Annotated in this window: 15 protein-coding genes and 2 pseudogenes; 7 read left to right on the forward strand and 10 right to left on the reverse strand. The window is 74.5% G+C overall.

All coding sequences use genetic code 11. The features are described 5' to 3' along the window. Window positions 1-122 precede the first annotated feature (122 nt). From AB0O21_RS36275 to recA, 3 genes and pseudogenes are all read right to left on the reverse strand, one after another. Window positions 123-2,672 (reverse strand): ABC transporter permease, encoded by a 2,550-nt coding sequence (locus AB0O21_RS36275; RefSeq protein WP_365178863.1) that lies wholly within the window; start codon window positions 2,670-2,672, stop codon window positions 123-125. Between the two features lie 90 nt (window positions 2,673-2,762). Continuing rightward, window positions 2,763-3,428, reverse strand: a pseudogene (gene recX, locus AB0O21_RS36280) (recombination regulator RecX); the annotation flags it as partial. Next, on the reverse strand, window positions 3,338-4,447 hold the full coding sequence (gene recA / locus AB0O21_RS36285; RefSeq protein WP_365178866.1) for a recombinase RecA: 1,110 nt from the start codon (window positions 4,445-4,447) through the stop codon (window positions 3,338-3,340). The gene recA and the pseudogene recX, both read right to left, overlap by 91 nt. Window positions 4,448-4,682: 235 nt before the next feature. Here recA and AB0O21_RS36290 point away from each other — a divergent pair, with 235 nt between their 5' ends. Beyond that, complete coding sequence (locus AB0O21_RS36290) at window positions 4,683-5,078, forward strand: hypothetical protein (protein WP_365178869.1); 396 nt, start codon at window positions 4,683-4,685, stop codon at window positions 5,076-5,078. A 64-nt stretch (window positions 5,079-5,142) separates the two neighbouring features. Continuing rightward, window positions 5,143-6,294, forward strand: a complete 1,152-nt coding sequence (locus AB0O21_RS36295) for a winged helix DNA-binding domain-containing protein (protein ID WP_365178872.1) — start codon at window positions 5,143-5,145, stop codon at window positions 6,292-6,294. 40 nt (window positions 6,295-6,334) lie between these two features. Here AB0O21_RS36295 and AB0O21_RS36300 read toward each other — a convergent pair whose 3' ends face one another. Continuing rightward, a complete protein-coding gene (locus AB0O21_RS36300) occupies window positions 6,335-6,958 on the reverse strand; it encodes a methyltransferase domain-containing protein (RefSeq protein WP_365178874.1) in 624 nt (207 codons plus the stop codon). A gap of 79 nt (window positions 6,959-7,037) precedes the next feature. On the opposite strand from AB0O21_RS36300, the gene AB0O21_RS36305 reads away from it, so the two are divergent. Both AB0O21_RS36305 and AB0O21_RS36310 read left to right on the forward strand, forming a co-directional pair. Next, window positions 7,038-7,823, forward strand: coding sequence for a hypothetical protein (locus AB0O21_RS36305; protein WP_365178877.1), 786 nt, complete (start codon window positions 7,038-7,040; stop codon window positions 7,821-7,823). A 78-nt stretch (window positions 7,824-7,901) separates the two neighbouring features. Further along, window positions 7,902-8,660 carry a Clp protease N-terminal domain-containing protein gene (locus AB0O21_RS36310; protein ID WP_365178880.1) on the forward strand — a complete coding sequence of 253 codons (759 nt, stop codon included), beginning with the start codon at window positions 7,902-7,904 and terminating at the stop codon, window positions 8,658-8,660. A gap of 10 nt (window positions 8,661-8,670) precedes the next feature. Here the strand turns inward: AB0O21_RS36310 and AB0O21_RS36315 are convergent. Further along, window positions 8,671-9,735, reverse strand: a pseudogene (locus AB0O21_RS36315) (AI-2E family transporter); the annotation flags it as partial. A gap of 610 nt (window positions 9,736-10,345) precedes the next feature. Beyond that, complete coding sequence (locus tag AB0O21_RS36320) at window positions 10,346-10,540, reverse strand: DUF3046 domain-containing protein (protein ID WP_360871684.1); 195 nt, start codon at window positions 10,538-10,540, stop codon at window positions 10,346-10,348. An 81-nt stretch (window positions 10,541-10,621) separates the two neighbouring features. On the opposite strand from AB0O21_RS36320, the gene AB0O21_RS36325 reads away from it, so the two are divergent. Next, window positions 10,622-11,596 (forward strand): hypothetical protein, encoded by a 975-nt coding sequence (locus AB0O21_RS36325; RefSeq protein ID WP_365178883.1) that lies wholly within the window; start codon window positions 10,622-10,624, stop codon window positions 11,594-11,596. Here AB0O21_RS36325 and AB0O21_RS36330 read toward each other — a convergent pair. The 4 genes from AB0O21_RS36330 to AB0O21_RS36345 all read right to left on the reverse strand — a co-directional run bounded on the left by AB0O21_RS36330 (window position 11,565) and on the right by AB0O21_RS36345 (window position 14,784). Beyond that, window positions 11,565-11,873: an AzlD domain-containing protein gene (locus AB0O21_RS36330; protein ID WP_365178935.1), complete on the reverse strand. Its 309-nt coding sequence runs from the start codon at window positions 11,871-11,873 to the stop codon at window positions 11,565-11,567. The genes AB0O21_RS36325 and AB0O21_RS36330 overlap by 32 nt on opposite strands. 23 nt (window positions 11,874-11,896) lie before the next feature. Then, window positions 11,897-12,598, reverse strand: a complete 702-nt coding sequence (locus AB0O21_RS36335) for an AzlC family ABC transporter permease (protein WP_365178886.1) — start codon at window positions 12,596-12,598, stop codon at window positions 11,897-11,899. Between the two features lie 65 nt (window positions 12,599-12,663). After that, entirely contained in the window at window positions 12,664-13,932 is a 1,269-nt protein-coding gene (locus AB0O21_RS36340; protein WP_365178888.1) for a DUF2716 domain-containing protein, read from the reverse strand. Between the two features lie 9 nt (window positions 13,933-13,941). Beyond that, the gene (locus tag AB0O21_RS36345) at window positions 13,942-14,784 is read right to left on the reverse strand and encodes an AraC family transcriptional regulator (RefSeq protein ID WP_365178891.1); all 843 of its coding nucleotides are present in this window, start codon (window positions 14,782-14,784) and stop codon (window positions 13,942-13,944) included. 91 nt (window positions 14,785-14,875) lie between these two features. Between AB0O21_RS36345 and AB0O21_RS36350 the strand changes: the two genes are divergently transcribed. Further along, window positions 14,876-19,465: an ATP-dependent helicase gene (locus tag AB0O21_RS36350; RefSeq protein WP_365178894.1), complete on the forward strand. Its 4,590-nt coding sequence runs from the start codon at window positions 14,876-14,878 to the stop codon at window positions 19,463-19,465. 164 nt (window positions 19,466-19,629) lie between these two features. After that, window positions 19,630-20,304, forward strand: a complete 675-nt coding sequence (locus AB0O21_RS36355) for a hypothetical protein (protein WP_365178897.1) — start codon at window positions 19,630-19,632, stop codon at window positions 20,302-20,304. Window positions 20,305-20,307 lie beyond the last annotated feature (3 nt).

Consider the following 20,307-nt stretch of genomic DNA (forward strand, 5'->3'; position numbering starts at 1 on the left):
GCGGAAGGAGATGTCGTCCAGGCCGGCCGCGGCCAGGAGTTCGGCGGCGCGGGTGTCAAACGCCGGCGAGGCTGAAAGAACCGCCGGCGTTTGAGGCGCGGGGGTCCGGAGGACCCCGCGGGCTACCCCTTGGCCGTGGCCACCTCCACCGGGCGGACCCGCAGCGCCACCCTCCCCGGGAGGGAAGTGGCGACCAGGGCCAGCAGCCCGGCCACCCCCACCACCACCGCGTAGGCGACGGGCAGCACGGCCGGCGCCGCCACCCCCGTCATGCCCACGCTGAACGCGGTCAGTACGGCCAGGGCGATCCCCGACCCCAGCACCGCCCCCATCAGGACCACCCCGAGCGCCTCCGCCCGCAGCATCCCCAGGACCTGCCTCCGCTGCGCCCCCGCGAGCCGCAGCAGCCCGAACTCCCGCACCCGTTCGGCGGTGGACATCGCGAGGGTGTTGACCACCGCGATCGCGGTGAAGGCCAGCACCAGCCCCATCGCGAGCAGGTTGATCTCCGCCGCGGCGTCCTGCCGCTCGGCCCGCGCCCGGTCGGCGTCCGCCGCGGACAGCACCGCCACCCCCGGGTAGCCCTTCACCGCCGCGGCGAGCCGCTCGTACCCCGCTCCCGACCCCGGCTGCGTCGCCACCAGCACGCTGCCGGCGAGGGGGTTGTCCACGTGTGCGGCCACCAGCGCGTGCGGCAGCGTCAGGTCCCCGAAGCCCAGCCCCCGCGCGTACACGGCGGAGACCTTCAGCGTGACCGGGGTCCCGTCGCCCAGCGTCAGCTTCAGCGGGCTCCCCGGCTTCAGCCCCAGCTGATCGGCGGCGAGTTCGCTCACGGCCGCGGTCCCGTCGCCGAAGCCGTCCAGGCTCCCGCCCGTCACCCGCGGGTCCCAGGTCCGGGTCAGCCCGGCCGGGGTCACGCCCTGCGCGGCGTACTTCGCGAGCCCCACCCGCACCGACGTGTGCACGATCTCACTGGCCGCCACGACCCCGGGCGTACGCCGGATCCGCTCGGCGGCCTCCGGCGTGACGCCCGGCCCCCGCGCGGTCAGCACCCACTCGGCGCGGACCCCCTCGCGGGCCTGCGCCCGGGCCGCGTCGCCGAGGGTGGGGGTGATGAAGAGCACGGTGCAGGTCATGCCGACGAGCAGGGCGAGCGGGGTGACGGCGGAGGCCATCCGGGTGGCGTTGCCGCGCAGGTTCGCACCGGCCAGCTTTCCGCCCGCCCCGGCCAGCCCCAGCGGACCGGCGAGCAGCGCGGCGGCGCCCCGTACGAGCAGCGGACCGAGCAGCGAGACCGCCCCGGCCAGGACCACCACGGCCAGGAAGGTCACCGGAGTGGAGGCGGGCTCCGTGCGCAGCGAGCCCAGTACGACGACCAGCACGGCGCCGCCGGCCAGCAGGAGCAGGCCGAAGGCGGTCCGGAGCCGGCGCGGCCGCCCCTGCTCGGAGGCGGCTTCGGCGAGCGCCTCGGTGGGGCGGATCCGGGCGATGCGCCGGCCGGTGATCCGCGCGGCGGCCCAGGCGCCGAGCAGGCTCGCGCCGACGGCGGCGAACATCGGGAAGATGCCCGCGGTGCGCTCCAGGGTGGCGGGGACGACCCCGCTGTCGACGAACCGGCCGTGCAGCCAGGCGGCGAGCGGCAGTCCCGCGAAGGCCCCGGTGATCCCGGCGGCCAGGCCGATGATCAGGGCCTCGCGCCCGATCAGCTGCCGCAGCTGGCCGGGCGTGGCGGCGATGGCCCGCAGCAGGGCGAGTTCGCGGTAGCGCTGCTGGACGGTGAGCGAGAAGGTGCCGACGACCACGAGGATCGCGACGAGGAGCGAGGTGCCGCCCATCGCGCCGCCCATGGAGACCAGCTTGGTGCGGGCTCCGGCGGCGTCGAGGAACTCCACGGGCCCGCGTTCGTCCCCGGTGCTGACCTGCGCTCCGGTGCCCCGCAGGGCCTGCTCGACCCGCCCGGCGAGCTCACCGGCGGTCACGCCGGGTGCGGGCAGGATCCCGATGGCGCTGACCTGTCCGGCGCGGGCGGCGAGCCGCTGGGCCTCGGCCTCGCTGAAGAAGAGGGCGCTCTGCTGCGCGAGGTCCCCGTGGGCGCTCGCCGCGACTCCGCTGACTCGGTACGTCTTCGGCTCTCCGGTGGACTGCACGGTGAGCTCGGAGCCTGGCTTCAGCCCGGCGCGGGCGGCCAGCGCCCGGTCGACGACGACCTCGGCGCCGCTCTGCGGGGCGCGCCCCTCCGCGAGCGTGAAGGGGGTGAGCGCGGCGGAGGTCCAGGCGTGCCCGTACGAGGGCTTCTGCCCGCCCGGGGCCGCCGGCAGCGGAACGGCCTGGAACGTGAGCTCGGGCACGGCCCGCTCGACTCCGGGCACCGCGCGGACCGTGTCCACGGTGGAGGCGGGCAGCCAGGCCCGCTCGGCGACGGGCTTGGCCTTGTGCTTCGTCTTCGTCTTGCCCTTCTTCTCCTTGACCGTGGTCTCGTGCACATTCTGGTCCGCGGAGACGAGGACCGGCGTGGCCGCGTACCGCTCGGTGCCGATCTTCCCGCGGAGTCCCGTTTCCAGGAGGGTGCCGCAGGCGGTGACGAGGGCGGCCGCGCACAGGAGTGCGACGAAGGCTCCGAGGAAACCGGCTTTGCGGTCCCTGATGGTCCGAAGGGCGTAACGCAGCATCATGCCGTCAACTCTGGCGCCGGGCCCGCCTCCTGACATTGGCGCATCCCGGCGTCCGTACCCGGGGGTTACCCCCACCCCGGGCGCCCCGGCTCACTCCCCCGAGTACCCCGGCCGGAGCTCGTCGGCGTCCTCGCCCTCCGCCTCCAGGGCGCGCCGGACCACCCGCAGGGCCATGCCCTCCGGGTATCCCTTGCGGGCGAGCATCCCGGCGAGGCGCCGGATCCGCTTGTCCCGCTCCAGCCCCCGGGTGGCGCGGAGCTTGCGCTCCACGAGCTCGCGGGCGGTCTCCTCCTCCTGCTCGGAGTCCAGCTGCCCCAGGGCCTCCTCCACGAGGGTGGCGTGGACCCCCTTGGTCCGGAGCTCCTGGGCGAGCGCCCGGCGGGCCAGGCCCCGGCCGCGGTGCCGGGACTCGACCCAGGCCCCGGCGAAGGCGGCGTCGTCGATCAGGCCCACCTCCTCGTACCGGGAGAGGACCTGCTGCGACACCTCCTCGGGGATGCCCCGCTTGTGCAGGGCGTCCGCGAGCTGGCGCCGGGTGCGCGCGCTCCCGGTGAGCAGGCGCAGGCAGATGGCCCGCGCCTGCTCCTCGGGGCTCTGGGGCGGCAGCTCCTGACGGCCCTCACGGCCGCTTCGGCTCCCGCCGCCCCCTTCCTGCTCCCGCACGGTCAGCTCTTGGACGCGGCGGCCTTGGCCGTCGTCTTCGCCTTCGTCGCGGGCGCGGGCACGGCTGCCGCGGCGTCGGCCGGCGCTGCCGCCGCCTCGTCACCCGCGGCGTCCTTGCGGACGCCCACGCCCAGCTTCTCCTTGATCTTCCGCTCGATCTCGTTGGCGAGATCCGGGTTGTCCTTGAGGAAGTTGCGGGCGTTCTCCTTGCCCTGGCCCAGCTGGTCGCCTTCGTACGTGTACCAGGCACCGGCCTTGCGCACGAAGCCGTGCTCCACGCCCATGTCGATCAGGCCGCCCTCGCGGCTGATGCCCTGGCCGTAGAGGATGTCGAACTCGGCCTGCTTGAACGGCGGCGCGACCTTGTTCTTGACGACCTTGACGCGGGTGCGGTTGCCGACCGCGTCCGTGCCGTCCTTCAGGGTCTCGATGCGGCGGATGTCGAGACGCACGGAGGCGTAGAACTTCAGCGCGCGGCCACCGGTGGTGGTCTCGGGCGAGCCGAACATCACACCGATCTTCTCGCGGAGCTGGTTGATGAAGATCGCGGTGGTCTTGGACTGGTTGAGCGCACCGGTGATCTTCCGGAGGGCCTGGCTCATCAGACGGGCCTGGAGACCCACGTGCGAGTCGCCCATCTCACCCTCGATTTCCGCGCGCGGCACGAGGGCCGCGACGGAGTCGATGACGATCAGGTCGAGGGCACCGGAGCGGACGAGCATGTCCACGATCTCCAGTGCCTGCTCGCCGGTGTCCGGCTGCGACAGGATGAGGTTGTCGGTGTCGACGCCGAGGGCCTTCGCGTACTCGGGGTCGAGCGCGTGCTCGGCGTCCACGAAGGCGACGGTGCCGCCGGCCTTCTGCGCGTTGGCCACGGCGTGCAGGGTCAGGGTCGTCTTACCGGAGGACTCCGGCCCGTACACCTCGATCACGCGGCCGCGGGGCAGCCCGCCGACGCCGAGCGCGATGTCCAGCGCGGTCGACCCGGTCGGGATGACCTCGATGGGGTCGTTCGGCTTGTCGCCGAGGCGCATGACCGCACCCTTGCCGAATTGCCGTTCAATCTGTGCGAGCGCGGCGTCGAGAGCCTTCTCGCGGTCGGTGCCTGCCATGGGTTCCACCCGGTTTGCTTGAGTCGATCGCTTCACGCCATTGACGCTAATGCCTGCCACTGACAATGCGCCTCCACGACCGGTTCGGCTGTGGATAACCCATCAGAATGGATGTTCGATTTCCGTGTCAAGCGCGCCACGCCCGCCCCACCGGACGACCGCGGCTTCCCCTCCGAGACGGCGCTCGCGCGGACCCGCCGATCCCGTGGCCGGCGCGCCCTGCGATCGTGACCGGATGCTGTTGACTCCTGAGAACACCCTGTTCGTCCGGGGCACCGTCCCCGTGCTCCTGCTGTCCGACGCCCCGGTCCACGAGGCGCTGCCGGTGCTGGCCGCGCGGGACGGGGCGGTGCCCCGGTGCGAGGGATGGAGCATCGTCCCCAAACTCACCCTGTGCGTCGTGGACGGGCCCGGCGAGGCCGGGCTCGTCGTCCCGGCCTTGGCGGCCCCGGTGATCGACACGACCGCCGGCGACGCCGCGGCCGGCGACATGGGCGACTGGTGCGAGGACGCCGTGCGAGCGGGTGGCGCGGTCGTCCTGTCGCTCGACGAGCTGCCCGAGGTGCTCGACTGGGACCACCTGCTCGGCTCCGGTGCGGCCCGCGGCGGGTTCGTGGCGAGCCTGGACTGACGCCCGCCACGGGCCCCGCCGACACCACGGACGGGACGGACGTCACAGGGCAGAATCCACCCCTGTGACGATCACCGCGCGCGAACTCAACCGGGCCACCCTCAGCCGCCAGCTGCTCCTCGAACGTGAGCCGCTGTCCGTCCCCGACGGGCTGCGGCGCGTGGTCGCCCTCCAGGCGCAGCACCCGGCGTCGCCCTACGTCGCGCTGTGGAACAGGCTCGCAGGCTTCGATCCGGCCGGGCTCGATGCGGCCTTCGCCGGGCGGTCGGCGGTCAAGGCGACCCTGATGCGGATCACGCTGCACGCCGTCCACGCCGACGACTACCCGGACTTCCGCGCGGCGATGCAGCCCACGCTGTACGGCGCCCGGCTCGGCGGCCGCTTCGCCGGCGCGGGGCTGACCCCGGCGGACGCCGACGCGCTCGTGCCCGACCTGCTGGCCTTCGCCGACCGGCCGCGCACCTCGGCGGAGATGCAGGCGTGGGCCGGGGAGCGAGTCGGTACCGAGCGGAAGGACGCGGCGTGGTGGGGGCCGAAGGGGTACGCGGCGCTGCACCACGCCCCGACGGGCGCGCCGTGGTCGTTCGGCCACCGCCCGTCCTTCGTCGCGGCCGGGACGGCCGGAACCGCGGGCACCGGCGCGGTGCCCGCGGCCAAGACCCTGGACCCGCACGCGCTGCGCGCCCTGATCCTGCGCTACCTGGCGGGGTTCGGGCCCGCGTCGGTCGCGGACGTGGCCCAGTTCGCCATGGTGCAGCGGGCCCCCGTCCGCGCGGCCCTCCGCGAGCTGGACGGAGCCGTCGAGGAACTCCGGGGGCCGGACGGCGACATGCTGTACGACCTGCCGGGCGCCTCCCGGCCGCCCGCCGGGACCCCCGCCCCGCCCCGGCTCATGGCCATGTGGGACAGCGTCCTGCTGGCCTACGCCGACCGCGGCCGGGTGATACCCCCGGCCTACCGCCCCCTGGTGATCCGGCGCAACGGCGACGTACTGCCGACCCTGCTCGTGGACGGCCACGTCGCCGGGGTGTGGCGCCCGACGGCCGAGGGCATCGAGGCCACCGCGTTCCACCCCCTCCCGCCCGCCGCCTGGGAGGGACTCGCCGAAGAGGCACGGTCCCTGACGGCCTTCCTCGCCGGCCGCGAGACGGAGGTCTACAGCCGCTACCACCACTGGTGGGCGAAGCTCCCGACGTCCGAGGCCCGGCTGCTGTGACCCGCGACTCGCGGCCCCCGTCGCACGCCGCGCGCACCGCTCAAAGGGAGAGCGCGGTCCCGAGGGATTCCGCGGCCAGGGCCTTCGGCGCGCCCTTTTCGTAGAAGACGTCGAGCGCCGTGATCGTGAACCCCGCCGCCCGCAGCATGTCGGCGGTCGGCCGGGTCAGGTGACACCCGCCGAGGAGCCGTTTGTTGAGCGGTTCGAGCCGTCGCTGCCAGCGGCGCACGTTCCAGTCCCCTTCCGGAGCGAGGCCGTGCTCGACGAAGTGCAGGGTCCCTCCGGGCTTCAGTACGCGCCGCAGCTCCCGCAGCGCCGCGCCCGGGTCCGGGACGGTGCACAGGGTCCAGGTGCACAGGGCGGCGTCGAAGCTGTCGTCCTCGAAGGGCAGCGACTGGCCGTCCAGGCCGGCCCGCCGCACCGGGACGGGTGAGGCCCTGACGCGGTCGGCGGCCAGCTTCCACCCGAGGTCGGAGGGCTCGACCGCGGCCACGCCCGTGACCTCCGGCGGGTAGAAGGGGACGTTGTGTCCCGTGCCGAACCCGATCTCGACGACCTCGCCCCGCAGACCCTCGCAGACCCGGCGCCGCAGCGGTTCGGCCATCTTGGCCCCGCAGGCGACGTTCACGATCCGCGGCACGATCCGGTCGGTGTAGAACCCCATCTCGGCCTCCGTGTCTCGCTCTCAGCCGCGCGTCCCGCACAATCGTGGGTCCGACACGATCTCAAGGGGATGGCATCACGTGAACAGGGTGGGGAACGGAAGGGCGCGCCGTACGGCGGCAGTCGCGCTCGGCGTGGCGGCGGTACTGGCCGGCGCCGCGGCCTGCGGCGGGACGGGCGAGGGCGGCAAGGGCGGCAAGGACGGCAAAGCCGCAGCCACCGCGAGTGCGAGCCCGGGCGGATCCGCGTCCGCGTCCGCATCCCCGGGAAGCCCCGCGGGGCCGGGCGTCGAGCGGCTCAAGGCCATGGCGCTCGCCCCCGGCGAGAAGGCGGGCCGGTACGAGGTCTCGGAGCCCGTCCTCGACGAGCCGATGAGCGAGCTCTACGACGTCGAGCCCGCCGTCTGCACCCCGCTGAACAGCCTCGGCAAGGCCGGCCACACGGCCCAGGCGTACACGGCGACCCATGTGCCCGGCGAGTGGCAGGCCGTCGGGACCGACATCCTGCTGCGCTCCTACAAGGACGGCGGCGCGGCCTCGGCGATGAGGAGCCTGGCCGAGGCGGGCCGGCAGTGTGCGGGCGGGTTCACCGAGGAGCGCTGGGCCGTGTCGGCGAAGGTCCTCAAGGTGGAGCCGGTCAAGGCTCCCGCGCTCGGCGACGAGGCACTCGCCTACCGCATCGTGACGCAGGACGTGAAGGACAAGGACATCACGCTCTACGACTACCTGACGGTGATCCGCTCCGGGTCGGTGACCGTCTCCTTCCGGTCGGACGCCCTCGACACGAAGGACTTCGGCGGGGTGCCGGAGGAAGTGGTGGCGGCGCAGTGGGAGAAGTTCACGAAGGCCGGGGGCGCGGGCTCGTAGCGGCCGCCGGGGCGACACCCCCACCGAGTGACAACCGCGGGTTGACACCCATTCGACTGTCAACCTACGGTTGCACCTATGACGAACCCTTCAGTGGAACCCGTTCGCATGACCAATCCGGTACGCCTCGACGACCTCATCGCGGCCATCAACAAGGTCCACACCGACCCCCTGGAGCAGCTCAGCGACGCCGTCGTCGCCGCCGAGGCGCTCGGGGACGTCGCCGACCACCTCATCGGCCACTTCGTGGACCAGGCCCGCCGCTCCGGCGCCTCCTGGACCGACATCGGCCGCAGCATGGGCGTCACCCGCCAGGCCGCCCAGAAGCGCTTCGTCCCCAAGGCCGACAAGGAGGGCGAAGCGGCCCTCGACCCGAGCGCCGGCTTCGGCCGCTTCACCCCCCGCGCCCGCAACGTCGTCGTCACCGCGCAGAACGAGGCCCGCGCCGCCGGCAGCGCCGAGATCGGCACCGCGCACCTGGTCCTGGGCCTGCTCTCCGAGTCCGAGGGGCTCGCGGCACTGGCCCTGCGCGCCCAGGGCGTCGCGGAGCAGGACGTGCGCGCCGCCGCGACGGCCGCACTGCCCCCGCGCCAGGAGGACGTTCCGGCCCTCATCCCCTTCGACGCGTCCGCGAAGAAGGCCCTGGAGCTCACCTTCCGCGAGGCCCTGCGCCTGGGTCACCCGTACGTCGGCACCGAGCACATCCTGCTCGCGCTGCTGGAGCAGGAGAACGGCGAGGGGCCGCTCAGCGGCCTCGGAATGGACAAGGGCGCCGTCGAGTCGGCCGTCACCGAAGCCCTGGCATCCGTACTCGGCGACGGCGCGGACGGGCAGTAGAGGCGGCCGCGTCCTCCGTCAGCTCGTACCTCTTCACGTACGCGCCGAGGAAGGCCTGCAGAGTGGCGACGGCCGGGATCGCGATGAGCGCCCCGACCGCGCCCAGCAGGGCGGTGCCGGCGATGACCGAGCCGAAGGCCACCGCCGGGTGGATGTCCACGGTCCTCGAGGTCAGCTTCGGCTGGAGGACGTAGTTCTCGAACTGCTGGTAGACCACCACGAATCCCAGGACGTACAGCGCGTACCAGGGGTTGACGGTGAAGGCGATCAGCATCGGCAGCGCGCCCGCGAGATAGGTGCCGATGGTGGGGATGAACTGGGAGACCAGCCCCACCCACACGGCGAGCGCGGGCGCGTACGGCACCCCGAGGGCCGCCAGCAGGATGTAGTGCGCGATGCCGGAGATCAGCGCCATCAGCCCGCGCGAGTAGAGGTATCCGCCGGTCTTGGCGACGGCGATCTCCCAGGCGCGCAGCACCTCGGACTGCTTCGCGGGCGGCAGCACGGAACACAGCGCGTGCCGCAGCCGGGGGCCGTCGGCGGCGAAGTAGAAGGAGAACAGACCGATCGTCAGCAGCTTGAACAGTCCGCCGAGCACGGTGGCGGACACGTCGAGCACGCCGGTCGCGCTGTTCTGCACGTACTTGCGCAGCCAGTCGGAGCGCAGCAGGCTCTCCTGGATCTCCAGCCGGGAGAACTCGGTGCGGAAGGTGGAGTTGATCGAGTCGATCACCGAATCGAGGTAGCGCGGGAAGCCCTCCACCATCTCGATGATCTGCCCGGCGAGCATCGAGCCGAGCAGGGTGAGGAATCCGGCGGCCGCGACGAACACCCCGAGGAACACCAGGAAGGTGGCGAACCCGCGGCGCATGCCGCGGGCCGCCATCCGGGACACGGCGGGTTCGATCGCGAGCGCGAGGAAGAACGCGATCAGGATGTTGACGAGCAGCCCGATCAGCTGGTGGAAGGCCCAGCTGCCGAGCTGGAAGCAGGCGACGAGGGCCAGTACGAGGACCACCGCGCGCGGCAGCCAACGCGGCATCCGCGCGTCGCCCGCGGCCGGGCCGGCCCCCATCGGCGGGCTCCCGCCCCCGCGCCGGTCGGCGCCGGAGCCGTCCTCGTCCGGGCCGGAGGGGGACCCGCCGGCTCCGGCCCGGGGGGGCGTGCGGCCCGTGTCAGCGTGGTCCTGGACGTCCTCTCCCAGCCGCGCGTCCGGGTCCGCCGGGCGGGGCCCGGGTACTCCCCCGGCGGCCTGCGGGCTCCCGCCCCCGGGCCGGGCAGAGCCGGAGCCGTCCTCGGCCGCGTCGGGGTGCGGGGCATCCGGGGAACCGCCGGCTCCCGCCGCCACGGGCTCGTCGGCACGGCCACGCGGGGGTGTGCGGGCGGGCCCGGCCCCATCGGCGGGGTCCCCCGCGTCAGCGGCGCCGGCGGCGTCGGCCGGTGCGGTCGGGTCCGCCCGCCCGGGCGCGTGGGCTCCCCCGGCGGCAGGGGGCTGGTCGGTCGTCTCTTCGGTGGCTGCCACCCGGCCAAGTCTGGCCCACCCGGGCCCCGGAGCACGAAGCGATGGGCCGCGCCCGGCGGCGCCCTCACCTCGAAGCGGCCGCCGCGACGGCCCCTGCCGCGCACCGGTGCGCCCCCGGCTCACCCGGCGGAAGTCTCCGCAGCCGGCCGCACCCCGCGGGGGGTCACCGCAGCGAGGCCGGGACGTCCATGGCCGAACACACCGCGCGCCACACGTCCTTGGTCTCCCAGCCGGCGTCAAGCGCCTGGTGGACGGTCCGCCCGCCCAGCTCCGTCATGACGTGGTCCCGCGCGAAGGAGTCGGCGTAGGCCTCGCCGAAGTGCTCCGCCATCCGCTCCCAGAAAATCGTCAACCGCATGCCCCCAGTATCCCGCCCCGGGAGAGTGCACCGGCCGCGTTCGGCCCTCGTCGCCCCGGTACCGCGTCCTACGTTGCACGCATGCCCGGAGACGAAGCTTCCTCTCTGATCCCGCCGGCCCCGTCGGCCCTGGCCCGCGCCGAGCAGTTCATCTGGCTCACGGCCCGGGTCCTGGAGCAGCGGCGGTTCGCGTTCCACTTCCTCGGCGGGGACGCCGACTCGGTGGACTCCGCCCTCGGCGCGTACCTGGGCGGCGACGGCGGCTACGGCCACGCCCTCGACCCGGACCTGCGCGGCCCGCTCAGCCATCCCCTGCACACGGCGCACGCGCTGCGGGTGCTGGACAGCCTGGGCCGCTGCGCCGGGCAGCGCATCGAGCGGCTGTGCCGCCACCTGACCCGGGTCTCCACCCCGGACGGCGCCCTCCCGGTGGTCTTCCCGGCCCCGCGCTGCTACCCGGCGGCCCCGTACCACCCGATGCACGACGACCCGCCGGGCGAGCTGCTGACCACGGGTCCGGTGGTCGGGGTACTGCACCGCAACCGGGTCTGGCACGCGTGGCTCTTCCGGGCCACGGATTTCTGCTGGGACCGGGTCGAGAGCCTGCGCCACTCGCATCCGTACGAGGTCCAGGCGGCGGTGGCCTTCCTGGACGGCGCCCCCGACCGGGCCCGTGCCGCGGCGGCCGCCGACCGGCTCGGACGGCTGGTGCGCGAGCGGCGCCTCGCCGTGCTCGACCCCGCCCGGCGCGAGGAGTACCCGTGCGCCCCCGGCTACGCGCCCGGCGAGCAGCTGTTCCCGCACGACTACGCGCGCCGGCCGGAGTCCCTGGCCCGGGGCTGGTTCACCGACGAGGAGCTGCGCCGCTCGCTGGACTTCCTGGCGGCCGAGCAGCAGCCCGACGGGGGCTGGCCGGTGCACCGCAGGGCCTGGGCGCCGGGCAGCTCGCTGGAGCGGCGGCCGATCGCCACCCTGGAGGCCCTGCTCACGCTGCGGGCGTACGGCCGCCTGGCCGCGCCCGGAGCTACCCGCCCAGGGCCCGCACGCCCGCGGTGACGACCACCGCGGCGGCGACCACCAGGAGGAACGGGGCCCGCAGGAGCAGGGCGATCCCGGCGGCGGCGAGGCCGGCGGCCCGCGCGTCGAGGACGAGCTCCTGCCCGGTGCTGAAGGTCTGCTGGGCGGTGAGGGCGGCGAGCAGCGCGACCGGCAGCAGCGCGGAGAGCCGGCGCACGAGCGGCCGCTCCAGGGCCCCGGCGGGGACGAGCAGCCCGGCGAGCTTGACGGCGTAGCAGCCGACGACGGTCAGCCCGATGGCGATCCACACATTCATGGCGTTCATGCCGTTCATCCCGTTCACGAGCGGCGTCCCTTCATCCAGAGCACGACGGGGGCGGCCAGGGCCGCGATCAGCACGGGCACGCCCGCGGGCAGCACGGGCAGGAATCCCAGGCCCAGCACGAGCGCGAGGGCGGCGACGGCCCGCTCGGTGGAGGTCTTCAGCATCGGCGCGAGCAGGGCCAGGAACACGGCGGGCCCGGCGGCGTCCAGCCCCCATGCCTTGGTGTCCCCGATGGCCTCGGCGCCGAGCGCGCCGAGCAGGGTGGTGAGGTTCCACAGCACGTACAGGGCGAGCCCGGTGACGCCGAAGCCGAGCCGGGCGGACTTGCGGTCCGGCTGCGCGAGCGCCACGGCGGTGGTCTCGTCGATCACCCAGTGCGCGGCGAAGGGCCGTACGGCGCGGGGCAGCGCGAGCAGCTGCGAGAGCCGCAGCCCGTAGAAGGCGTTGCGGGTCCCCAGGAAGAAGGCCCCGGCGGCGGCGGTGAAGGGGTTCCCGCCGGCGGCCAGCGCGCCGACCAGCGCGAACTGCGAGGCCCCGGTGAAGACGAGCAGGCTGAGCACGCAGGCCTGCAGCGTGCTGATCCCGGCCCCGGCGGCGGTCACCCCGAAGGCGAACCCGGACAGCCCGACGGCCACCCCGACGCCGAGCGCGTCCCTGATGACGGCCGCACGCGGCCGTTCTTCCGTCGCCGCCCGCATCTCCGGCGCTGTGATCATCCTCTGCTCTCCCACGCCCCGAAACTATGCGGGGCCGAGCCGAGCCGTCTTGTACGTTCTTGCGCCTATGTCCTGCGCAGCGGCTCCCCGAGCAGTCCGGTCAGCTCGGCCTCGACGGCGGCGAGCAGCGGCTCCCCGAAGACGGTGAGGGTCTGCTCCCAGGGGTGTCCGAAGGTGCCGAACCGCAGGTCGGGGTGGAGGTAGAGGTAGTAGTCCCCGTTCGGGTAGACCTCTCCGGGCCAGTCCGGCCGGCCCGGTCCGCCGACCCTGTGGGGGTCGAAGTCGTAGCCGGTGTGCTGCCAGTCCAGCCAGACCAGTCGCCCGCCGGGCCGAGTCAGCGCCGTCAGTGCGGGGCGCACGATCCGGTCCAGTTCGCCGGTGAGGGGGTCCGTGAGCCGCCAGGTGGCACAGGCGCCGGGTGGGGCGAAGCCCGGGAACTTCTCGATGTCGGGGTCAAAGCCGTACTCGCGCTCCAGCCGGTCCCACAGCAGGTCTCCGGCCCCTGGGCCGATCAGGCCGACCGGCCGGTCGGGCGCCGGGAGGCCGGGCGGGTCCCAGCGGTGGGTGCGTACGGTGGTCAGTTCGGCGAACCCGGCCGCGAGCAGGGCGGTGCGCAGCTCGCCGTCCGCTTCGGCCGCGCAATAGGGCACGGGGCGGTGCAGGTGGCGGTGGTAGTGCTGCGGCGGAGCCACCAGCTCGCGCCATGCCCGGGGGAACTCGGGGTACGGGCCGGTCACGCCGCCGATGAGCAGGAAGTCCGTGCCCTCGGCCACCTCCGCCCACCCTGCGCCTACCACCTTGCCGCGCTCCAGGAGCACGGCGGCGTCGCGCTCCCCCCACCAGCAGCCGCCGTCGGCCTCGAACTCGGCGAGCGGCTTGGCGTGCGGGCCGGTGGCCCGGGCCAGCTCCAGCGCCGCCGCCCACCGCGGGGCCTCCGGACGGCCGCTGTTCAGCGTGTGCACCCCCGCCCTCCGGGTGCTCCGCTCCACCGGATCCAGCCGCGCGAACTCCGCGACCAGCAGCGACCGCTCCTCGTCGGCCACGAACCCGGCGGCGGTCAACTCCTCGGCCAGGCCCGCCGGGTCGTTCCCGTGGACCTTCCACAGCGCGGGCTCACCGCGCCGGGCGAACTCCGCGCGCTGCCGCAGGACCAGCTCGGCCGGCCGGGCGCGCGGGATGTGGGCCAACGGCCGGTGCGCCACCGTCCCGTGCGTGCCGTAGTGCGTCCGCACGAGCGGCCCGTCCTGCTCGACCACCGCCCCGACCGGCGCCACCCTCGGCACCCGGCCCCGCACTTGGGCGTCGTACAGCTCCAGCAGCCCCCCGGTGTCCATGGCGGCAGCCTAACCGGCCTGACCGGCCCGCTCCCGCCGGTAGGCCCCCGGCGGGACGCCCACGATGCGGGTGAAGTGCCGGTTCAGGTGCGGCTGGTCGGTGAAGCCGACGGCGACGGCCGCCTCCGCCGGCGGGGTGCCCGCGTCGAGGAGCCGGCGGGCCCGCCGCACCCGGGCGTCGGTGAGCCAGGTGTGCGGCGGCATCCCGTACCGCTCGCGGAAGGCCCGCAGCAGGGCGAACGGGCTGGTGCCCAGTTCCGCGGCGAGCTGCTCCAGCGAGGGCGGGTCGGCCATCCGCTCCTCCAGCGCGGCGCGGGCGGCCGCCGCGTCGAGGCCCCCCGCGCCCCGCACCGGGCGGACGGGCAGGGGTCCGGCGTGCCGGGTCAGCATCCGCGCCACTACGCCCCGCAGCAGCGTGTCGGCGGCCAGTGCGTTCCCGGCCTCCGCCGCCCGGTGCACCTCCGTGATCGTGCGGGCACCTTGCGCGTCGGCGACCATGTCGGCGGTGAAGCCGGGGGTGCCCCGCAGGCTGCCGATCTCGGCGGCGACCTCGGTGATCAGTGCGCGGGACGGGTAGAGGGTGGCGTACGCCCAGCCCTCGGGCACCCCGGCGCGCGCGGTGTGCGGCACCTCGGGGTTGATGAGGACCACGCTGCCCGGCCCGGCGCGCACGGCTCCGCCGGGCAGGCCGATCTCCTCGATGCCGCCGGTGACGGCCGCGATGACGTACCCGTCGTGCGCGTGGCGCGGGAAGGTGTGGCGTACGTAGTGGGCGCGCAGCAGGTCCAGCCCGGGCAGCTCCGGGTACTGCCAGTGCCTGGCCCACTCGCGGCGCCCGTCGTCCGTCCCCATCCTCCCATTCTGCGCCCCGCCCCGGGCCCGCGTTTCCCCAGGTCCGAGCCGGCTCCGGCCCGTTGTCAGTGGCGGGGTGCACGATGGGGGCATGTCCGGCTCCGCGCTCGATTCCTTCTCCCCGGCGACCCGCTCCTGGTTCACGGGGGCCTTCGTCACGCCCACCTCCGCCCAGGAAGGCGCCTGGCGGGCCATTGCGGAGGGCTCGGACGTGCTCGTCGTCGCGCCCACCGGCTCCGGCAAGACCCTGGCCGCCTTCCTCGCCGCCCTCGACCAGCTCGCCTCGGCCCCGCCGCCGGCCGAGCCGAGGAAGCGCTGCCGCGTGCTGTACGTGTCCCCCCTCAAGGCCCTGGCCGTGGACGTCGAGCGGAACCTGCGCAGTCCGCTGACCGGGATCCGCCAGGAGTCCGTGCGCCTGGGCCTGCCCGAGCCGGAGATCCGGGTCGGGATCCGCTCGGGCGACACCCCGCCCGCCGAGCGCCGGGCACTGGCGACCCGCCCGCCGGACATCCTGATCACCACGCCGGAGTCGCTGTTCCTGATGCTGACCTCGGCGGCCCGCGAGGCCCTGGAAGGGATCGAGACGGTGATCCTGGACGAGGTCCACGCCGTCGCGGGCACGAAGCGCGGGGCGCACCTCGCGCTGTCCCTGGAGCGGCTCGATGAGCTGCTGCCGCGCCCGGCCCGCCGGATCGGGCTGTCGGCGACGGTCCGGCCGGTGGACGAGGTGGCCCGGTACCTGGCGCCGCGCGGCAAGGTCGAGATCGTCCAGCCGCCGTCGGCCAAGGAGTTCGACCTGTCGGTGGTCGTCCCGGTGCAGGACATGGGTGAGTTGGGCGGCTCGCCGGCGAGCGAGGGCAAGGAGGGCGGGGACAAGCCGTCGATCTGGCCGCATGTGGAGGAGCGCATCGCGGACCTGGTGCAGGCGCACCGCTCGACGATCGTGTTCGCCAACTCCCGGCGGCTCGCCGAGCGGCTGTGCAACCGGCTCAACGAGATCGCGTACGAGCGCGCCATGGGCGAGCGGCTTCCCGAGGGGAAGCCCCCCGCCGAGCTCATGGCCCAGTCGGGCGCCGCCCACGGCGCCCCGCCGCTGCTGGCCCGCGCGCACCACGGCTCGGTGTCCAAGGAGCAGCGGGCGCTGGTGGAGGAGGACCTGAAGGCGGGCCGGCTGCCCGCCGTGGTCGCCACCTCCAGTCTGGAACTGGGCATCGACATGGGTGCGGTGGACCTGGTGGTGCAGGTGGAGTCGCCGCCCTCGGTGGCCTCCGGGCTCCAGCGGGTGGGCCGGGCCGGGCACCAGGTGGGCGCGGTCTCCACCGGCGTCGTCTTCCCCAAGTACCGGGGCGATCTCGTCCAGGCGGCCGTGGTCACCGAGCGGATGCGGACCGGCTCGATCGAGTCGCTGCGCATCCCTTCCAATCCGCTGGACGTCCTCGCCCAGCAGCTGGTCGCGATGACCGCGATGGACACCTGGCAGCTGGACGACCTGCTCGCCCTGGTGCGGCGGGCGGCGCCCTTCGCGGCGCTGCCGGAATCGGCGTTCACGGCCGTGCTGGACATGCTGGCGGGCCGCTATCCGTCGGACGCGTTCGCCGAGCTGAGACCCCGCGTGGTGTGGGACCGCGTCGCGGGGACGATCACGGGCCGGCCGGGGGCGCAGCGCCTCGCGGTCACCTCCGGCGGCACCATTCCCGACCGCGGCCTGTTCGGGGTCTTCCTCGCCGGATCCGACCCGAAAAAGGGCGGCGGCCGGGTCGGCGAGCTCGATGAGGAGATGGTCTACGAGTCCCGCGTCGGGGACGTCTTCACCCTGGGCACCACCTCCTGGCGGATCGAGGACATCACGCGTGACCGGGTCCTGGTCACCCCCGCTCCCGGGGTGCCGGGCCGGCTGCCGTTCTGGAAGGGCGACCAGCTGGGGCGTCCGCTCGAACTGGGCCGCGCGGTCGGCGCGTTCCTGCGCGAGCTCGGCGGCCTGACCGACGAGGACGCCCGGCTGCGCCTGCTGGCGGCCGGGCTGGACGCCTGGGCCGCGGAGAACGTGCTGGCGTACCTCTCGGAGCAGCGCGAGGCCTGCGGGCACGTGCCGGACGACCGCACCATCGTCGTCGAGCGGTTCCGCGACGAGCTCGGCGACTGGCGGGTCGTCGTCCACTCCCCCTTCGGCGCGCAGGTGCACGCCCCGTGGGCGCTGGCCCTGGGCGCGCGCCTCGCCGAGAAGTACGGCATGGACGCGCAGGTGATGCACTCGGACGACGGCATCGTGCTCCGCCTCCCGGATGCGGACCTGCTGTCGATGGACCTCCTGGACCACGATCCTTCCGCTTCCCGCTCGTTCGAGTTCGACGACGAGCAGGCCCCGCTGGGCGCCGCGGACGTCGCCTTCGACCACGGCGAGGTCAACCAGATCGTCACCGACCAGGTGGGCGGCTCGGCGCTGTTCGCCTCCCGGTTCCGCGAGTGCGCGGCGCGCGCCCTGCTGCTGCCGCGCCGCAGCCCCGGCAAGCGCACCCCCTTGTGGCAGCAGCGCCAGCGCGCGGCTCAGCTGCTCCAGGTGGCCTCGGAGTTCGGCTCTTTCCCGATCGTGCTGGAAGCCGTACGCGAATGCCTCCAGGACGTCTTCGACGTGCCCGGGCTGACCGAGCTGATGGGCGACATCGAGGCGCGCCGGGTGCGGCTGGTCGAGGTCACCACCCCGGAGCCCTCCCCCTTCGCCCGTTCCCTCCTGTTCGGGTACGTCGCCCAGTTCCTCTACGAGGGCGACTCGCCCCTCGCCGAGCGCAGGGCGGCGGCGCTGTCGCTGGACTCCCGGCTGCTGGCCGAGCTGCTCGGCCAGGCGGAGCTGCGCGAACTCCTCGACGCGGAGGTGTTGGAGGAGCTGGAGCGGGAGCTCCAGTGGCTCACCGAGGACCGGCGGGCCAAGGACGCCGAGTCGGTGGCGGACCTGCTGCGGCTGCTGGGCCCGCTGACGGACGCCGAGCTGGCCGAGCGCGGCGCCGATCCGGACTGGGCTCCCGGCCTGGCCGCGGCCCGCCGCGCGATCCGGGTCCGGATCGGCGGCTCCGACCACTGGGCGGCCGTCGAGGACGCGGGCCGGCTGCGGGACGCGCTGGGCACAGCGCTCCCGGTGGGTGTCCCGGAGGCGTTCACGGAGCCGGTCAAGGACCCGCTGGGCGACCTGCTGGCCCGCTTCGCGCGCACCCACGGACCGTTCACCTCGGCGTCCGTCGCCGCCCGCTTCGGCCTGGGCCCGGCGGTGACCGAGGGCGCCCTGAACCGGCTCGCGGCGGCCGGCCGGGTGGTGCAGGGCGAGTTCCACCCGGCGGGCATCGGCCAGGAGTGGTGCGACGCGGCGGTGCTGCGCAGGCTCCGCCGCCGCTCGCTGGCCGCGCTCCGGCAAGAAGTGGAACCCGTCCCGCCGACCTCGCTGGCCACCTTCCTGCCGCAGTGGCAGCACCTGGGCGGGGCCCTGCGCGGCATCGACGGCCTGGCCCGTGCGGTGGAGCAGCTCCAGGGCGCCCCGGTGCCGGCGTCCGCGCTGGAGCGGCTGATCCTCCCGTCCCGGGTGGCGGGGTACTCCCCCGGCATGCTGGACGAGCTGACCACCACCGGCGAGGTGGTCTGGGCGGGCGCCGGGGCCCTCCCGGGCAAGGACGGCTGGGTCTCCCTCTACCTGGCGGAGGCGGCCCCGCTGCTCCTGCCGCCGCCGCACCCCCTGGAACTGGGCCCCCTGCACCAGGCGGTGCTGGACGCCCTGGCCGGCGGGTACGGGCTGTTCTTCCGCCAGCTCACCCAGGCGGTCCGCGCCGGGCATCCCGAGGCCACTGACCTGGAGCTCTCCTCGGCCGTCTGGGACCTGGCCTGGTCGGGCCGGCTCACCAACGACACGCTGGCCCCGCTGCGTTCCCTGCTGGGATCGGGCCGCACGGCGGGCTCCACCGCCCACCGCGCCCGGCGCACGGTGCCCCGCGGCCGGTACGGGACGCTGAGCGCGACGGTCTCGCGCACCGGCCCGCCCACGGTCTCGGGCCGCTGGTCGCTGCTGCCGTCCCAGGCGCCCGACCCGACGCACCGGGCCCACGCCCTGGCCCGCACCCTGCTGGACCGGCACGGGGTGGTGACGCGGGGCGCGGTGGCGGCGGAGGGCGTCGAAGGGGGCTTCAGCGCGGTCTACCGCGTCCTGTCGGCCTTCGAGGACAGCGGGCAGGCCCGGCGGGGCTATGTGGTGGAGGGGCTGGGCGCGGCCCAGTTCGCGATGGACGGCGCCGTGGACCGGCTGCGGGCCGCCGAGCGGACCCCGCCCCCGCTGGCGGCGGTGGTGCTGGCCGCCGCGGATCCGGCGAACGCGTACGGCGCGGCGCTGCCCTGGCCGGAGCCGCCGGCCGGGGCCACGCACAAGCCGGGCCGCAAGGCGGGCTCCCTGGTGGTCCTGGTGGACGGCGAGCTGACCCTGTACCTGGAGCGCGGCGGGAAGACCCTCCTGGCGTGGCCGGAGCCCGCCGACCCCCGGCTCGCCGCTGCCGTCACCGCTCTCGCCACGGCCTCCCGCGCGGGCACCCTCCCGGCGCTCACAGTGGAACGGATCAACACGGCCGCCTCCCTGACCTCCCCGCTCGGCCCCGCCTTGGAGTCGGCCGGTTTCCACGCCACCCCGAGGGGCCTGCGCCTGCGCTCGTAAGCCTCCCGACTGCGGCAACCGCGTACCGACTGTTCCGCACATGTCCTGGCCATGTCACAGAACTGTGGTCGAACGCCTCTGAGCTGGAACGCGCGCTTATCCATCCCTTATCAAGAGTCCACAGGCATCACATTGGTGATGCACAGTCATGGGGGAGTAGAAGAGTGAGCACCATCAGCATGCGCAAGAGCACCCTGGTCGCGGTCGCCGTCGCGGTCGCCGGCACCATGGCCCTGACCGGCTGCAAGAACGGCAACGAGGACCCGGTGCCCGCCCAGCCGACCACCTCCGCCCCGGGCGGCGCCCCGGCCAGCCCCAGCGCGGCGGCCAGCCCCTCGACCGGCGGCAGCGAGGCCTCTGCCGGAGCCGCGGGCACGGCGAAGTCCGGCCAGGCCTTCAAGCTCGGCGAGACCGCCACGGTCCCGTTCGACTACGGAAGCAACAAGGGCGGCACCATCGCCCTGACCGTCACCACCGTCGAGCAGGGCAACCCCGCCGACCTGGACTCGCTCAACCTCGGCGACAAGGTGAAGGGCATGGTCCCCTACTACGTCCGCTACACGGTGAAGAACGTCGGCACGACGGACCTGTCGTACTCGACCGTGGGCCACATCAAGGGCCTGTTCCCGGACGGCACCGAGGCGCAGGGCGTGTCGGTCATCGGCAAGTTCGAGAAGTGCAAGGGCGACTCGCTGCCGAAGGGCTTCACCAACGGCCAGACGCAGGAGGGCTGCGCGATAGCGCTGGCCCCGTCCGCACAGACGAAGGTGTCCGGTGCCCAGTACTGGGGCAGCCCGTACAACTCGCTGAGCAAGGGCAACCCCCTCACCTGGAAGTAGCGG

It is taken from the genome of Streptomyces sp. NPDC091371 (genome assembly GCF_040684275.1).
GTDB lineage: Bacteria > Actinomycetota > Actinomycetes > Streptomycetales > Streptomycetaceae > Streptomyces.

Excerpts from the sequence above, each read along its gene's own strand:
- AB0O21_RS36275 (WP_365178863.1), bottom strand. The coding sequence starts at position 2,672 with ATGATGCTGCGTTACGCCCTTCGGACCATCAGGGACCGCAAAGCCGGT.
- recA (WP_365178866.1), bottom strand. The coding sequence starts at position 4,447 with ATGGCAGGCACCGACCGCGAGAAGGCTCTCGACGCCGCGCTCGCACAG.
- AB0O21_RS36290 (WP_365178869.1), top strand. The coding sequence starts at position 4,683 with ATGCTGTTGACTCCTGAGAACACCCTGTTCGTCCGGGGCACCGTCCCC.
- AB0O21_RS36300 (WP_365178874.1), bottom strand. The coding sequence starts at position 6,958 with ATGGGGTTCTACACCGACCGGATCGTGCCGCGGATCGTGAACGTCGCC.
- AB0O21_RS36310 (WP_365178880.1), top strand. The coding sequence starts at position 7,902 with ATGACGAACCCTTCAGTGGAACCCGTTCGCATGACCAATCCGGTACGC.
- AB0O21_RS36320 (WP_360871684.1), bottom strand. The coding sequence starts at position 10,540 with ATGCGGTTGACGATTTTCTGGGAGCGGATGGCGGAGCACTTCGGCGAG.
- AB0O21_RS36325 (WP_365178883.1), top strand. The coding sequence starts at position 10,622 with ATGCCCGGAGACGAAGCTTCCTCTCTGATCCCGCCGGCCCCGTCGGCC.
- AB0O21_RS36330 (WP_365178935.1), bottom strand. The coding sequence starts at position 11,873 with ATGAATGTGTGGATCGCCATCGGGCTGACCGTCGTCGGCTGCTACGCC.
- AB0O21_RS36335 (WP_365178886.1), bottom strand. The coding sequence starts at position 12,598 with ATGATCACAGCGCCGGAGATGCGGGCGGCGACGGAAGAACGGCCGCGT.
- AB0O21_RS36340 (WP_365178888.1), bottom strand. The coding sequence starts at position 13,932 with ATGGACACCGGGGGGCTGCTGGAGCTGTACGACGCCCAAGTGCGGGGC.
- AB0O21_RS36345 (WP_365178891.1), bottom strand. The coding sequence starts at position 14,784 with ATGGGGACGGACGACGGGCGCCGCGAGTGGGCCAGGCACTGGCAGTAC.
- AB0O21_RS36350 (WP_365178894.1), top strand. The coding sequence starts at position 14,876 with ATGTCCGGCTCCGCGCTCGATTCCTTCTCCCCGGCGACCCGCTCCTGG.